The 14,351-nt window shown below is 68.7% G+C and carries 13 protein-coding genes; 5 read left to right on the forward strand and 8 right to left on the reverse strand.

The window, feature by feature from the left end; translation table 11 throughout:
• Positions 1-114 precede the first annotated feature (114 nt).
• The 4 genes from scoE to WBA97_RS17985 form a co-directional block, all read right to left on the reverse strand.
• On the reverse strand, positions 115-987 hold the full coding sequence (scoE, locus tag WBA97_RS17970; protein WP_424231990.1) for a (3R)-3-[(carboxymethyl)amino]fatty acid oxygenase/decarboxylase: 873 nt from the start codon (positions 985-987) through the stop codon (positions 115-117).
• Positions 988-1,586: 599 nt separating this feature from the next.
• The gene (locus tag WBA97_RS17975; RefSeq protein ID WP_424231991.1) at positions 1,587-2,387 is read right to left on the reverse strand and encodes an alpha/beta fold hydrolase; all 801 of its coding nucleotides are present in this window, start codon (positions 2,385-2,387) and stop codon (positions 1,587-1,589) included.
• A gap of 93 nt (positions 2,388-2,480) precedes the next feature.
• A complete protein-coding gene (locus tag WBA97_RS17980) occupies positions 2,481-5,048 on the reverse strand; it encodes a heavy metal translocating P-type ATPase (protein WP_424231992.1) in 2,568 nt (855 codons plus the stop codon).
• The gene (locus WBA97_RS17985) at positions 5,032-6,036 is read right to left on the reverse strand and encodes a hypothetical protein (protein ID WP_424231993.1); all 1,005 of its coding nucleotides are present in this window, start codon (positions 6,034-6,036) and stop codon (positions 5,032-5,034) included. The genes WBA97_RS17980 and WBA97_RS17985 overlap by 17 nt, the downstream gene beginning before the upstream one ends.
• A 181-nt stretch (positions 6,037-6,217) precedes the next feature.
• Between WBA97_RS17985 and WBA97_RS17990 the strand changes: the two genes are divergently transcribed.
• Together WBA97_RS17990 and WBA97_RS17995 are read left to right on the forward strand one after the other, a co-directional pair.
• Complete coding sequence (locus tag WBA97_RS17990; protein WP_424231994.1) at positions 6,218-7,057, forward strand: siderophore-interacting protein; 840 nt, start codon at positions 6,218-6,220, stop codon at positions 7,055-7,057.
• A 101-nt stretch (positions 7,058-7,158) separates the two neighbouring features.
• Positions 7,159-8,085 carry a DUF1295 domain-containing protein gene (locus tag WBA97_RS17995; RefSeq protein ID WP_424231995.1) on the forward strand — a complete coding sequence of 309 codons (927 nt, stop codon included), beginning with the start codon at positions 7,159-7,161 and terminating at the stop codon, positions 8,083-8,085.
• A 4-nt stretch (positions 8,086-8,089) separates the two neighbouring features.
• On the opposite strand, the gene WBA97_RS18000 is transcribed toward WBA97_RS17995, so the two are convergent.
• The 3 genes from WBA97_RS18000 to WBA97_RS18010 are packed head-to-tail and all read right to left on the reverse strand — an operon-like array spanning position 8,090 to position 10,604.
• The gene (locus WBA97_RS18000; protein ID WP_424231996.1) at positions 8,090-8,731 is read right to left on the reverse strand and encodes a DJ-1/PfpI family protein; all 642 of its coding nucleotides are present in this window, start codon (positions 8,729-8,731) and stop codon (positions 8,090-8,092) included.
• A 37-nt stretch (positions 8,732-8,768) separates the two neighbouring features.
• Complete coding sequence (locus WBA97_RS18005) at positions 8,769-9,395, reverse strand: HAD family hydrolase (RefSeq protein ID WP_424231997.1); 627 nt, start codon at positions 9,393-9,395, stop codon at positions 8,769-8,771.
• A gap of 15 nt (positions 9,396-9,410) precedes the next feature.
• Positions 9,411-10,604 (reverse strand): ARMT1-like domain-containing protein, encoded by a 1,194-nt coding sequence (locus WBA97_RS18010; protein WP_424231998.1) that lies wholly within the window; start codon positions 10,602-10,604, stop codon positions 9,411-9,413.
• Positions 10,605-10,710: 106 nt separating this feature from the next.
• Between WBA97_RS18010 and WBA97_RS18015 the strand changes: the two genes are divergently transcribed.
• Positions 10,711-11,958 carry a hypothetical protein gene (locus WBA97_RS18015; RefSeq protein ID WP_424231999.1) on the forward strand — a complete coding sequence of 416 codons (1,248 nt, stop codon included), beginning with the start codon at positions 10,711-10,713 and terminating at the stop codon, positions 11,956-11,958.
• 584 nt (positions 11,959-12,542) lie between these two features.
• The gene (locus WBA97_RS18020) at positions 12,543-13,412 is read left to right on the forward strand and encodes a hypothetical protein (protein ID WP_424232000.1); all 870 of its coding nucleotides are present in this window, start codon (positions 12,543-12,545) and stop codon (positions 13,410-13,412) included.
• Between the two features lie 36 nt (positions 13,413-13,448).
• Here the strand turns inward: WBA97_RS18020 and WBA97_RS18025 are convergent, their stop codons facing one another.
• A complete protein-coding gene (locus tag WBA97_RS18025) occupies positions 13,449-14,066 on the reverse strand; it encodes a hypothetical protein (RefSeq protein WP_424232001.1) in 618 nt (205 codons plus the stop codon).
• Positions 14,067-14,108: 42 nt separating this feature from the next.
• On the opposite strand from WBA97_RS18025, the gene WBA97_RS18030 reads away from it, so the two are divergent.
• Positions 14,109-14,345 carry a hypothetical protein gene (locus tag WBA97_RS18030; protein WP_424232002.1) on the forward strand — a complete coding sequence of 79 codons (237 nt, stop codon included), beginning with the start codon at positions 14,109-14,111 and terminating at the stop codon, positions 14,343-14,345.
• Positions 14,346-14,351 lie beyond the last annotated feature (6 nt).

The following is a 14,351-nucleotide window of genomic DNA, read 5'->3' on the forward strand; positions in this document are numbered from 1 at the left end:
CGGGCGCGACCGAAGTCGCGCCCACCGAACTCGATCCCTGGCCCGAGGTTTCCATAGTGGACTGGAATTCCATCGGCAGTGAACTGGAATTCCGTCGGTGCCCCGCTTGAGCCGTCAGGCGGCCGCGTCGTTGTCGTACACGGTCACCCGGTAGGAAACAGCGGGCTCCGGCGTGGCGGTGTGCAGAGCACGGTGGACGAGGGTGCGGTTGTCCCACACCAGCATGTCGCCCTTCTCGAAGGTCTGCAGGTGAATGTTCTCGTGCTCGTAGGTCCGGTCCAGCTGCCCGGAGGAGGCCAGCAGCTCCTTCAGCAGGTCCGCACGGTCGTTGCCCTTGGCGTCCTGGACGGAGAGGGTGAAGCCCTCGCTGACGTACAGGATGGTCTCGTCCGTGAACGGGTGCTTGACCGCGGTCGCGTCCGTCACCGGCGGCGTCTTGGCGTTGACCTCCTCGATGATCTCCGAGATCGGCCGGTAGACGTCGGTCGGGCGGATCTTGAAGTACCGCAGCACGCTGTGCGTCGCCGTGGTGTCCTTCACGATCTCCTTCAGCTCCGCCGACAGCTGCTCGTAGGCCGCTGCCATGTTGATGAAGTACGTGCCGCGGTTCTTCGTCGGCACCACCTGCGGGTAGATCAGCGTGAGGTCGAACGGACGGGGCATGAACTGGTAGTCGGAGTGCCAGAACTTGCCGGTCTTCGGCACGCCGACCTGGCGGCCGTCCTCCTCCTTCACGTTGGAGGAGACGAAGACCTCCTTGACCTCCGGGTGGTGGTAGACCGGCTCGTAGTACTCGGCAACCTCGCCCATGCTCTTGCCCAGCGCCAGGAACTGCTCCGGGTCCAGGTCCTGGTTCTTCAGCACGGCGATCTTGTTGGTGTAGACGGCTTTCTTCAGCTCAGCGATGTCCTCGGCCGAGGCCGTCGCCGCGTTGAAGCCCTCGACGACGACGCCGAACTTCTTGCCGACCTGCGGGGTAATTTTCATGAGTAGTCCTCTTGGATATGACAGTGGAGAGCAGTGACGTCCAGTACGCGGACCACATGAGAAGCGAACGCCGTTGTCCATGATTTCTTCATAGCGGTCTCGTGTAAGTAGTCGTACCGGAAGATCCAGTGGTTCCCCCGATTCAGCGAATTATGGCGAACCAATTCAAAATTCACCGCTCCACCACCAGAGACTTACCACCCGATTACCACACAATGCCCCGAAGGTGCCTCACACGGCGCCGGACAGGCACAATGCCCCGAAAGCGCCTTTCAGGACGTTGAACGTCCCAAAAGCGGCTTTCGCAACACCAACCATGCCCCGCCATCCCATCGACCTGGCAACGCCCGATCACACCGTGTCAAGGGGGCACCAACCACCCAAACCCGCGCCACACGCTGGAACCGCCCCCTTGACACGGTGTGATAGCACGAAGTGAGGTCGACGGGATGGCAGGCAGACCCGAACCCAACGCAAGAAAACCTCGAAACCCCAGACCATCCTGGAGACCTGCCCCTCCGGCGAGGAGCCGCCGGAGGCAAACAACCGCCGGAGGCAAACCCAGCGAAGAGCCGCCAACGACCCGAAAGTCCGCCGGTTCAGCGGCTGGCGCGGCGCTGCGCCTCGCGCATCAGATGTGAGTGACACGCGTGGACGACGGCGGCCGCGCCGTACGGGTCGTCCCGCATGACGAGGTGGCCGCTGCCGAGGATGGTCGTGTGGCGGGCGTGTGGCACCAGCCGCGCGGCGTGCCGGGCGTCGCACCTCGGGACGACGCGGTCCTGGTCGGCCCACACCAGGTTCACTGGCGTGCCCGCCAGCCGCTCCGGCGCGGCGAACACGTAGTGGCAGGCGAAGTCCGTGAGCACGGCGAGGTCGTTGCCGACCATCGCGTGGACGTCGGCGGCCGCGATGTCCGCCTCGATGGCGGCGGGCCGGGCCGACAGCCCCGACATGATCACCCGGTGGAACACCGGGCTGTCGAGCAGCCGCCCGCGCACGACCGGGCCGACCGCGCGCATCACCCGCATGAGCGCCCCCACCTTGGCACGGCACATGGCGGTGCGGGTCGTCGCGTGGAAGCCGATGGCGCAGAAGGCGGTCACGGCCGCCACCGGCACCCGGCACGCCAGCTCGAGCGCGACGGCGGCGCCGAGCGAGTGGCCGACGACGTGCGGCCGGTGCAGGCCGAGCGCGGCGATCCTCGCCGCCACGTGTGCCGCCAGCGCGGGCACCGCGTCGCGGTCGTGGGTGCCAGGGCCGGGCACCTCGATCGAGACCGTGCGCGCGAACCCCGGGATGCGGGCGGCGACCTCGTCCCAGCTCGTCCGGTCCAGCCCGGCACCGTGCAACAGCAACAACGTCGGGTTGCCGTCCGTGCTCCGCAGAGGCGCGGCCATGGCAGTCCCCCCTCGTGATCCCCTGATCGACATGGATACATGCGTGGGTGGTGTGGCCGGCGTCGCGGTCACACCACCCACGGGGTTGGACGATCAGGACGCGGTCGCCATGGCCCTCTTCTCCACAGTGGACGGACGAGCCGGCTGCTCCGGCACGGCGCCGCCCGCCTTCGGGGTGAACGTGCGAAGGCGCAGGCTGTTGGACACCACGAACACCGAGCTGCCCGCCATGATCAAACCGGCCAGCATGGGGTTGAGCAGCCCACCCGCCGCGAGCGGGATCGCCGCGACGTTGTAGGCGAACGCCCAGAACAGGTTGGACTTGATCGTGCCGAGCGTGCGGCGGGACAGGCGGATCGCGTCCGCGACCACCCGCAGGTCACCGCGCACCAGCGTCAGGTCGGCCGCCTCGATGGCGACGTCGGTGCCGGTGCCCATCGCCATGCCAAGGTCGGCCTGCGCGAGCGCGGCGGCGTCGTTGACCCCGTCGCCGACCATCGCGACCACGCGGCCTTCCGCCTGCAGTCGCTTGATCTCGTCCACCTTGCCGGCAGGCAGCACCTCGGCGATCACCTCGGTGATGCCGACCTCGGCGGCGACCGTCTTCGCGACGGCCTCGTTGTCGCCGGTCAGCAGGACCGGGGTGAGCCCGAGCGCACGCAGTTCCCGGATCGCCGCCACACTGGTCGACTTGACGGTGTCGGACACGACGAGCAGTCCGCGCACCGCGCCGTCCCAGCCGACCACGACGGACGTCCGGCCCTCGGCGGCGGCCGTGTCCCGCGCCGCGACGAGTTCGGCTGGCAGATCACCGGCGAGCGCGGCCCTGCCGACGACCACCTGGTGGCCGTCCACCGTGCCCCGCACGCCGAGCCCGGCCTCGTTGCCGAAGTCCTCGGCCCCGGGCAGGTCACCGACCTTCTCGCGGGCACCGGCCGCGATGGCGCGGGCGATCGGGTGCTCGGAAGCGTTCTCCAGCCCACCAGCGAGCCGCAGCAGGTCATCGGCGTCGACACCGTCGGCCGGCACGACGTCCACGAGGGCCATCTCGCCGGTGGTGACGGTGCCGGTCTTGTCCAGCACCACGGTGTCCACCTTGCGCGTGGACTCCAGCACCTGCGGCCCCTTGATGAGGATGCCGAGCTGCGCGCCGCGGCCGGTGCCGACGAGCAGAGCCGTCGGCGTGGCGAGGCCGAGTGCGCACGGACACGCGATGATGAGCACGGCGACCGCGGCGGTGAACGCCGCCGTCGAGGTCTCACCGGCGCCGAACCAGTAGCCGAGTGTGGCGAGCGCGAGCCCGATGACGCCGGGCACGAACACCGCGGACACCTGGTCGGCGAGCCGCTGGACCTTCGCCTTCCCGTTCTGCGCGTCCTCGACCAGCCGCGCCATCTGGGCGAGCTGGGTGTCCGTGCCGACCCGGGTCGCGCGGACGACGAGCCGCCCGCCGACGTTGACCGTCGCGCCGACGACCTCGTCGCCGTTACCCACCTCGACGGGTACCGACTCGCCGGTGAGCATGCTCGCGTCGACCGCGGAGGAGCCCTCCTCGACCACACCGTCGGTCGCGACCTTCTCACCGGGCCGCACCACGAACCGGTCGCCGACGGTGAGGTCGGTGACCGGGATGGTCACCTCGCCACCGTCACGCAACACCGCGACGTCCTTGGCGCCCAGGGAGAGCAGCGCCCGCAGCGCGGCGCCGGAGCGCCGCTTGGCCCGTGCCTCGAAGTACCGTCCACAGAGGATGAACAACGTCACCCCGGCGGCCACCTCGAGGTACATGTTGGATTCGCCCGCGGTTCGCTCGATGGCGATGCGGAACGGGTGCTTCATGCCCGGCATGCCCGCCTCGCCGCGGAACAACGTCCACAGCGACCACAGGAACGCGGAGATGGTACCGACCGAGATCAACGTGTCCATCGTGGCGGCGCCGTGGCGCAGGTTGGCGAACGCGGCCTTGTGGAACGGGAAGGCACCCCACACGACCACGGGCCCGGTCAGCGCGAGACAGGCCCACTGCCAGTAGTTGAACTGGAAGAGCGGGAACATCGACATCGCGACGACCGGCACGGTCAGGATCGCGACGATGATCACCCGGTTGCGTGCTGACCGCAGCGCGATGTCGTGCTCGTCCACCTCGGGCGTGAGGTCCACCGCCTCGGACGCGGCCGGTGCCGGCCGTGCTGGCGGCGTCGCCGTGTAGCCGATCTCCTCGATGGCCGCCACGATGTCGGCCACCTGCACCGACGGCGAGTGCGAGACCTTCGCCTTCTCGGTGGCGTAGTTGACCGTCGCCTCGACCCCGTCGATCTCGTTAAGGTGGTTCTCCACCCGCGCCGCACACGACGCGCACGTCATCCCGCCGATGACCAGCTCGACCTGCCCGGAAGAGACGGGTGCCTGCGCCGGCTTCGGCGCCGCCTTCGGTACGGGCCTGGCGACGGGCTTCGCGGTGTAGCCGATCTCCTCGATCGCCGCGACCACGTCGGCCACCCGCACCGACGGCGAGTGCGTCACCTTCGCCTTCTCGGTGGCGTAGTTGACCGTCGCCTCGACCCCGTCGATCTCGTTCAGGTGGTTCTCCACGCGCGCCGCACACGACGCGCAGGTCATCCCGCCGATGACCAGCTCGAACTGGTCAGCCTCCGTGGCCATGAGTAGCCCCTCCCGTGCTTCCGCCGCCGCTGCTCGGGCCACCCGGCGCCGCGCTGTTGCCACCCGACAGGTTGATGGCCTTGGCCTGCTCGAACACCTCGGGCGTCAAGCCGTGCGGGGGCGGGTTCGGGCCCTCGACGTTGACCGTGAACTCGGCGGTGCGGACCTTGCCCTGGTGCTGGAAGTCCAGGAACAGTCGGTAGGGGCCGTACGACGGCGCGGTGGCGTAGAAGTCGACCGTCGGGCCCGGTGCCGTCTTCCCGTCGCCGGGCGAGCCGTCCGGGTGGACGTGGATGTAGGCCATGTCGCCACCACGCAGCATCACCAGGTGGCCGTACGCGGCCAGGTACGGCTCGAGGTCGGTGACGGGCTTGCCGTTCTTCGACACGTGCATCGTCAGCTTGGCGTCCGCGCCCGGCTTGAGCTTGCCGCTCAGCGTCACCGTGTAGCCGTCGACCGTCGCGGTGTTCGACGGCGCGGGCAGCGCCTTGGGTGCGTAGTTGCCCGCCACGTTGATGTCCATGCCGAGCGTGGTGTTGTGGATACCCCAGCCGGGGAAGAAGTCCGCGAAGATCCGGTATGTCCCGGCCTCGGGGAAGGTCACCGGGATCCGCCAGGTGCCGTCCGCGCCCATGTTCGGGTGGATGTGCTGGAACCCGGAGAGGTCGCTCCGCGCGATGACCAGGTGCAGCAGCTTGTCGTGCTGCGCCTTGTACTGCATCAGCGGCGTGCCCTCACGTTCCTGGATCTGGAAGGCGAGGATCTGCTCCTCGCCTGCCTTCCAGTTCTCGTTGAGCACCTGAATCGTCAGGCTCTCCTCGGAGACCATGAGGCCACCAGGGCCATGCTCCTCCGCGGCGGGAGCTGCGACGGGCGCGGCGGCCGCCTCGGTGGGCGGCGGACCCACGATGCGACCGACCACGTAGGCGCTCGTGAACACCAGTATCAGGGCAACGACAAAGGCCCCGAGCTTGGTCAGCGTTTTCATCAGAACCGTCCTATGTGGACAACAGGCAACCGGAATTGACCAGAACGGTACGCAGGGGAGGTATACGAGGTCCACGCCGAACGGGGCCGCTACAGACCGATTCGAGAAAAGGAAGACCGCTCTCCAGCAGTGAATTACCGGACACTGCGCATCCACTGGGTGTGCGGTTACCATCGGCCTCATGGCAGAGGCTCGCGGACGCAGGAACCCCAGACCGAAGCTCGCACAGGTGTCCCGTGTGGAGCGGCTCACACCGCACATGACCCGGGTGGTGCTGGGCGGCGACGGTCTCGCCGAGTTCACCGTGGGCGGGTTCACCGACCACTACGTCAAGCTACTGTTCCCGCCGGAGGGTGTCACCTACCCCGAGCCGTTCGACATGCGGTGGATCCGGGAGGAGCTGCCGAGGGAGCAGTGGCCGAGGATGCGCACCTACACCGTGCGCCGGTGGGACGCCGAGACCCGCGAGCTGGCCATCGACGTGGTCCACCATGGCGACGAGGGCATCGCGGGCCCGTGGGCGGCCCGGGTCCGGCCGGGTGACGAGATCCGGTTCAACGGCCCGGGCGGCGGCTACGCACCGTCCGCAGCCGCCGACTGGCACCTGCTGGCCGGCGACGAGAGCGCACTCCCCGCGATCGCCGCGACACTGGAGAACCTGCCCCCGGAGGCCCGCGCGCACGCGTTCATCGAGGTCAGCGCCCCCGACGAGGAGCAGAAGCTCGCACCGTCGTCGGGTGAGGCCACGATCACCTGGCTGCACCGCGGCGGCGCCCCCGTCGGCGAGGCACTGGTCCGCGCGATCACCGACCTGGACTTCCCACCCGGCGAGGTCCAGGCCTTCGTCCACGGCGAGGCGACCTTCGTCAAGGAGCTGCGCAGGCTCCTCCTGGTCGAGCGCGCCATCCCCCGCGACCGCGTGTCGATCTCCGGCTACTGGCGCATCGGCCACGACGAGGACCGCTGGCAGGCAACCAAGCAGGACTGGAACCGCCAGGTAGAAGCAGAACAAACCCCCTGAGAACCCGCGACACCACAAACGGCCGCGCTCATGCGCGACACCACCAGACCGCGAAGGCGCGCCCCTATCGTCCGGAAGGAGCCAGCGCGAGGAGGATTCCGGTGCGTGAACGTGTCGTGTGGTGTGTGTCGGTCCTGATCTGCCTCGGTGCACTGGTCGCGAACCCGGCCACGCGTGCCTTCGCCCTCTGGAACGTGCTCGTCCAGGTGGCGATCTTCGTACCGTCGGCGTGCATCCCGGCATGGCGGACGAACCGGATGTCCTATGTGGACTTCGCATGGCCTGCCGGCATACTGGCGCTGGGCGTACAGGGTTTCATCTTCGCCGAGGAGCTGACCCCGCTGACGATCGCGGCGGCAAGCATGTTCACGGTGGCCGGGCTGCGCCTGATGTACTGGGGCTACCTGGTCATGAAGCCGGGCTGGCTCAAGGAGGAGTTCCCCCGCTACCAGTACCAGCGCCTGGTCTGGGAAAAGGCAGGCCTGAAGAGCGACCGCCTCTCACTGCAGTACGAAATCAGCGTCCAGGCCACCGCCAACATGTCCTACTTCGCGCTCCCGTCGATCGTCATCGCCACCAACCCGCGCGGCGGGCTGCACCCGGTGGAGATCGCGGCGATCGCGGTGTGGCTGGCGGCCTACCTCTACGAGTCGGTCGCGGACCTGCAGAAGAGCCGGTTCCTTGGCGGCTACGCGAGTGACAGCAAGGACGTGTGCGACACCGGCCTGTGGCGGTACAGCAGGCACCCCAACTACTTCGGCCAGTGGGTGCAGTGGTGCGCCGCCGTGCTCCTCGCGGTGCCGTCGGTGATCGCCCTCTGGGACCGGTCGCCAGTGGTCTCCTGGGTGCTGATCGCGGTCGGGCTGCTGTTCCTGGTGAAGGCCATCTACACGGTGATGGTGGACTACTCCGGCGCCGTCCCCGCCGAGCACTACAGCGTGCTCAAGCGGCCCGGCTACCGGCAGTACCAGGCCGAGGTGAACCGGTTCTTCCCCGGCCCGCGCAAGAAGCAGCCCGCCGTCGCCTGACCGGTCAGATCTCCTGGAGGAAGAACCGGCTGTTCTCCCTCATCGAGGTGACCATCGGCTGTGGCGCCTTGCCGGGCGAACCGGTGTCGTGCGGCGGCTGGGGGTCGTACTCGAGCCCGAGCTGGATCGCCTGCGCCGCCGTGTTCCCGGCGACGCGGTCGATCAGCGCGAGCGCCATGTCGATACCGGCGGAGACCCCGGCGGCGGTGACGTACTTGCCGTCGAACACCACCCGCTCCTCGACCGCATCGACACCGAACGCGGCCAGCTGGTCCTGGGCGAGCCAGTGCGTGGTGGCCCTGCGGCCCTTGAGCAACCCGGCGGCGGCGAGCACGAGCGAGCCGGTGCACACCGACGTGGTCCACGTGCTGGTCTCGTCGACCGCACGCAGCCACGACAGGACCTCGTCGTCGGTCATCAGCTCGACCTGCCCCGGCCCGCCGGGGACGAGCAGGATGTCGGTCTCCCGCACGTCGTCCAGCGCGGCGTCGGCGACCAGCCCGAGGGTGCCCTGCCCGGCCCGCACCTCACCCTTCCGCTTGCCGACGAACACCACCTCGGCGTTCTCCGAGTACCGCAGGACCTCGTACGGTCCGATGGCGTCCAACGCGGCCATCCGGTCGAAGAGCAGGATCGCGATGCGCATGCGGTTTCTCCACTGATCGTCGGAACGCGCCCTCACTTCACATTAGTCGGCGCGATGGCGAGGACAAGGCCGCGAACCAGGGGTTCCGCTGCTCGTCCAGCTCTTCGGCCACCAGCCGCCGGTACCGCAGGGCGGTGACTCCGGCGGCACGCGCGGCGGCGAGGTCGGGGCCGGTGCTACCGACGAACACGCACTCCTCGTCCCGGACGGCCGCCGCCACGAGGTCCGGGGCGGGCGGCAACTCGGCGCCGGGCCCGGTGCGGGCGGCGAGATGGCGGATGTGCTGGTCCAGCCCGTGCATCACCAGGAAGGAGCGGACGGCGTCCACGTGCAGGCCGCTGACCACCGTCAACCTGGCGCCCGCGGCGGCCAAGGTTGCCAGCGCGGCGTGGAGACCGTCCGCGACCCGGGCACCACCGGTCAGCTCGAACTCCACGCGGCGCAGGTGTGCGTACAGCGCGCGTTCGGTCGCCGGACCAACCGTCGCGGCGTAGGCGATCACGGCGAACGGGTCACCGGTTCTCGCTACCCGCCTCGGTAGCTCCGCCTCCGCGAGCAGCGTGCGGAGCCGGTCCGCGACCGCAACCGACGGCAGCTCGGCCACCGGCCCGTCGAAGGCGAGTAGCACGTGGTCGCATTCGGTCAGTTGTTCCTCGGCCGTCAATGGCACCCCCCAGGCTCAGCGCACGTGGATCACCGCGTGCGCACCGTTGCTCCGCCACTGCTCACCGGACGCGTCCAGCCGGATCACCATGTCGGCCGGTAGGCCGACCGCGACGTCGCACTTCATCGTGCGCAGCGCCGCGACCCGGCCCGGGAAGTACGCCGTGGTCACCTCGAACGGAGTCGTCGGCGCCCACTGCCGGTCACCGACGAGGCGGCGGTAGTTCAGGTCGCCCTTCATGATCGTGACGGTCGCCGAAGCGAAGTCCTCGGCCAGGTCGGCCGGCATGTGGTGGTAGGACCACGGCGCGCACGAGAACGGGTGCGCACGTACGTCGAGGCGCCCGTCGCGCATGGCCCGGGTGAGGCGGTGTCCCGCGACCGCGACCGGGCCGTCGGTGAGCTTGCGCAGCGCGGCGACCACGTCATGGAGCAGCGCGTCGGAGACGTAGTACGGGTACGGCTTGACGTGCAGCACGACGCGCGCCGCCCGGCCCGTGGCGAGGAGGCGGTCGATGAGCAGCAGGTCCGGCACCAGCTCGCGGGCCGAGTTGTCGGCCACGACGCACACCGTGCCCGCGTTTGCCAGCAGTGACCACAGCAGCGGGCTCTGGTCCACCAGCAGTGCCCCGGCCCCGTCCGCCTGCCCGGCCGACAGGCGGAACCCGAGGTCGGCGCGGTTGCCCCACAGGGACGCGGTCAGCAGCGCGTCGTCGTCGGTCCGCGTGGCGAACGCGGCCAGATCCTCGGCGAACTCCGGCGTGCGCAGTTCCGCCGACTTGACCGGCTCGAAGGGGTCGACGCCATGCCACGGTCCGGGCGCGAAGTAGCCGACCGCGTCGAGGAGCTTGCGGTAGAAGCAGCTTTCGGCCCACAGGAACGGCACGTCGTACCAGGAGCGGCCCGCGTGCTCCTCCCAGCCGGGCAGCGGGCGGATCTCGCCGGTGATCTCCTCCGCCAGCTCGTCCAGCGCCCAGCCGGTCTTCCTCGGGTAGGGCAGCCCGTCCCGCACCTGCGCGATCAGCTTGGGATGCCGGTCGTGCAGCACTCCCCACGCGAACGAGCCGGGCGGGTTGCCGGTGATCTCGGCCGCGGTCACAGCACGCTCCTCACGTAGTCCCGGTACGCGTCCTTCATCGGCCAGCCGCTGCGCGAAGAACGTCGACTTCCCCGACGCCTGCAGACCGACCAGCACCACCACCTCACGCACGTCACCACCGTAGGTCGCGGAGTTCGTTGGCACGACGTGGTTTCGAGTGATCTTCGAACGGTGACAACGTGGTGACAACTGGTGATCATCGGCATAGGGTGGAGAGGTGTCGAGCACAGAGCCGTGGCCCATCGAAAGTCTGCCGCTCGTCGGCGGTCCCGACTTCCCCATCGGCATCTTCTGGCCGCCGCACCCATATGAGGTGACGCTGGCGCGCTACCAGGAGATCGCCGCCGCGGGGATGACGTTCCTCATCACCGGCAACTACATGTTCGACCAGCACATCAACCGGCGCGCGCTCGACCTCGCCGGGCAGACCGGGTTGAAGGTGCTGGTGAACTCGCCCGAGCCGAGGCTGTCGGCCATCACGTCGACCCTTTCGGTCACCGACGACCTGCAGGCGCCGCTGCGGATCAGCACCTCCGACGCGCGCAGGCTGGTGCAGATCATGCTCGACGAGTACCGGCGGTTCCCCGCGTTCGCCGGTTTCGACGTGTACGACGAGCCACCCGCCACCAAGTTCCCGACCGTGGCCGCGGTGACGAAGCTGGTGCGTGAGCTGGGGCCGACGGTGCTGCCGTACTCGAACCTGTGGCCCGGCACCGGCGCGGGCTACGCGGCGTTCGTGAAGAGCTTCGTCGACACCGTGCACCCGCCGGTGCTGTCGTTCGACCGGTACCCGTTCCTCAACACCGGCCTGGACATCAACTACTTCGACAACTGGGCCATCATCCGCAAGGCGGCACTGGCCGAGGGAATCCCGACGTGGACCTACATCCAGTCGGTCAAGTTCCAGAACCGGGTGGTGCCGACCGAGGCGCAGCTGCGGTGGCAGATCAACATGAGCCTCGCGTACGGCGCGAAGGGCATCCAGTACTTCACCTACTGGACCCCGGAGATCGCGCGGGGCGAGGCGTTCGAGTCGGCCATCATCAACGCCGACGGCACCCGCACCCCCCTGTACGACATCGCGTCGCGGATCAACCGCGAATGGCTCGCGCCGATCGGCCGTGAGCTGAAGCCGCTGGTGTCGGTGTCCGCGACGCACGCCAACGACAACCCGCTGCCACCCGGCACGGAGGCGTTCGCCCCCGACGACCACGTGCTGGCCGTCGAGGGCGGTGCGGTGGTGGTCGGCCAGTTCCGCGCCGCGGCCGAGGACGGCAGGCGGTGGGTGCTGGTGGTCAACCGCTCCGACACCAAGGACACGACCGTCACGCTGACGTTCGGTCCAGCCGCCGCCCGCAGCGAGGAGTTCCGGATCGAGGCCGCCGACTTCGCCTCGGCGTCCGCCGACAAGGTGACGGTGCAGCTCTCCGCAGGCGGCGCCGCACTGTTCCGCCTCGGCGACTGACCCGTCACGCGCCGAGCGCGAGCGACGCTGCCGAGCCCGATCGCAACGTCGCACGATGACACGTCGTGGCCAACCTGGCGGTAGTCCCAGATGGTTCGGGCATCCCGCCGGTTCCGCTCGGTGATATCGCCGCGCGAATTGCTCACTGTCGAATCGCTCCTTAACGTCCGCGGCCTGGCGGTACCAAGCCACGGCCACCACGAACGCGGCATCCCGTAGTCCGCGAGCGGTTCGACGACCCACCTCGTGCGCAGATAGATCGACAACGCCGAGAACCCGACCACGGCGGCGGCGACCAGCATGACGATGACGTACTCCTCACCGCCACCCCCGATGACCCCCATTTGTGTTTAATCGAAACCACGTGTCAATACTCTTTCGGGTGTCGGTGTCTCCGGCGTTGCGGCCGTAGCGTATGTTGGCAGTTGTCACGCATCTAGCGATGATCGCAAACGTGGCACGCGAGCCGGAGTTTTGTTTGGCAGGATTCGGACGCGGTCCGCTCCGAACCCCTCCCGATGACGTACTCGCGCCATTCGGTAATTCGGCAATCCCGATTATGTTCGAGGAAATGAAGGCGCGTCATGCGACGCATCCGCACTGTTGTCCAAGCCCTGTTCGGCATCACCGCCGCCACCGCGAGTCTGATCGCGCTGGCCCCGACGGCGCAGGCCATCACCATCCCGGTGGCCTGTGGTGAGAACGCGTTGGTCGCGGCGGTGAACCTGGCCAACTCCACCCCCACCTCGGACACCCTCGTACTGGCGGGAGGCTGCACCTACCGTATGACCACCAGTCATGGTGGCGCCGCGAACGCGCTGCCGGTGATCACCACCCCGATCGAGATGATCGGTCCTGCCACCGTCACCAACGCCTCACTGCTGGGCCTCGGACTGTTCCGGATCGCCGAGGTCGGTCCGACCGGCAATCTCACGCTCACCACCGGAGTCGCGTTCACCCGGGGCAACGTGCTCGGTGACGGCGGTGGCATCCTCAACCGCGGCGCGGTGACCCTCACCGGCAGCACCCTGACCGGCAACACCGCATCGGGCAACGGCGGCGGTCTCGCCAACGCGGACACCCCGACCGGCACCGCGCCTGCCGCGACGTTCACCAACAGCCCACTGTCGGGCAACACGACCCTGCTCGGCAACGGCGGCGCCATCTACAACGGGCTTCGCGGCACGCTGACCGTCACCGGTGTGTCCGGCAGCCCACTGTTCGTCACCGGCAACTACGCGGGCCGTGGCGGCGGAATCTCGGCGGTCAACGCCACCGCGACGACCCTCACCCAGACCGCCGTGACCAACAACCACTCGCTGCTGCTCCTCGGCACCGCGGGCGGCGTGGACCGGCAGGGCGGCACCATGACCACGACCAACGCGCCCATCACCGCGAACACCCCGAACAACTGTGTCGGCGCCACCCCCGCGGTCCCCAACTGCACGGGCTGACAGCGATTCGATGCCCTGAGGACGCTTTCGGGACGCTCACCGACTCGAAGGCGTCCTCAGCGCACCCAGCAAGGTGGCCGCCGCGGCTTGTGCGGGCTCGAACTGAGGTCCGGCATAGTCCGCGCCCGCCTCGATGATGACCGCGCAGGCGTAGAGCTGGGAGAGCCGCCCCGAGCGGGTACCGAGGTCGGCCTGGCGTTCGCGTCGCACCCGCTCGGCGAGCGCCGGGACGGCCAGGGACTCACGCCAGAGGATGGCCGCGTCGTAGCCGCGCGGCGCCAGGCCCCAGTCCTCCCAATCCAGGAAACAGCAGTTCGGAGCGGTGACGTTGGCCCAGGCCAGGTCCGCGTGGGCAGTGGTCCACTCGGTGATCGTGGTGTCGACGTCCGGGAACACCTGGTGGATGGTCGTGCCGATCCGCTCCCGCGTGATCCGGCTGCCCGCCGAGGTGGCGACGCGAGTGGTGGGATGCTTGGCCAGCGCGTCGAGCGAACTGTTCAGCGTCGCCCACCAGGACTCGGACAGCTCCGGTTCGATGGTCAGGGTGCCGCCTGGCTTGATGGGCGGGTCGGCGACGAGCTCGATCTCGTCGGCTCGCCACATCACCCCGAGGTCGTGGTCGAGCCAGGACAGGCCCTGGTACCAGGCCGGCATTGCCACGCCATTCAGTACCGCGGCGTCTTCGTTACCCCAGCCTTGGCCATCCAGGCGGGACAGGTCACGAATCTCGATGCGAACCCAGGTGTCGCGATCGGTTCGGAAACCGAGGGAGCGGCGTTTGCGGACTTCGGTCGTGAGGTCGAATTGAAGACCGAGCCGGCGATGGACGTGATCGACTATGACGTCGGTCGAGTGTTTGCGAAGATCTGGCAGCACGGGGAAATTCTAGTCGAATTCGCACCGAGTGGGATTCCGGCGCCGGCGTATGAATAGGTTTAC

Source organism: Actinophytocola sp. (assembly GCF_049647105.1).
GTDB lineage: Bacteria > Actinomycetota > Actinomycetes > Mycobacteriales > Pseudonocardiaceae > Actinophytocola.